This window comes from Paenibacillus sp. IHB B 3415, assembly GCF_000802655.2.
In the GTDB taxonomy this organism is placed as follows: domain Bacteria; phylum Bacillota; class Bacilli; order Paenibacillales; family Paenibacillaceae; genus Paenibacillus_AQ; species Paenibacillus_AQ phytohabitans.
This window is the reverse complement of sequence record NZ_JUEI01000225.1, coordinates 1-598: the sequence shown is the minus strand read 5'-3', so window position 1 is coordinate 598 and position 598 is coordinate 1. Positions and strand designations below refer to the sequence as shown.

Here is a 598-nt window from a genome sequence, read left to right as displayed (position 1 = left end):
GGATTTCTGATCCCAAAGTAACCAATCAGGTGCTGGCCTATGAAATGTGGCTGGAAGACACGTACGGTATGACGGAATGGCGGAAAAAAGTCGTACAAGCGGACGCGGTAGTAAGAGCTTTTGGAGAAGGCTTGATCACAGAGGTCGTCATGGGCGTTGCAGATACGGCTACGTTTGCCTTCAAGCTTGTGGTCCACCCGGTCAAAACAACAACAGAAATGAAGAATCAAGCGGCGTATATCATGGAGCATCCGGAAGTACTGGTGGAAGCGGCCAAGATGGCTTATCATAATTTTAACGAAGGAACGCCGGAAGAGAAGGCAGCGATGCTGGGCTCGGTAGCGTCCATCCTGGTTCCGGGACTGCAGGTTACCAAAATCGGCAAAGCCGGAAAAGTGATTGGCGGGGTGGAAGACGTTGTCAGTCAAGCGGCGAAGGATGCTTTGAATGGGATCAAATCGAAGCTCCCGGAGCTGGGTCCAGTCTTACAGACACCGGAGGGGTTTGCCTTCAAGGCAGGGGAAATACCCGATACCCCAGCTTTGCCGAAGACATCCGTGCAGCAGCAATATATTGATGCGATGGATGAAATGGGTGG

The 598-nt window shown here is 52.0% G+C and carries 1 protein-coding gene; it reads left to right on the top strand.

Annotated elements, in window-relative coordinates; translation table 11 throughout:
- Positions 1–598, top strand: a 598-nt coding sequence (locus QW71_RS40790) for a hypothetical protein (protein ID WP_039311106.1), incomplete at both ends; no start/stop codon positions are given.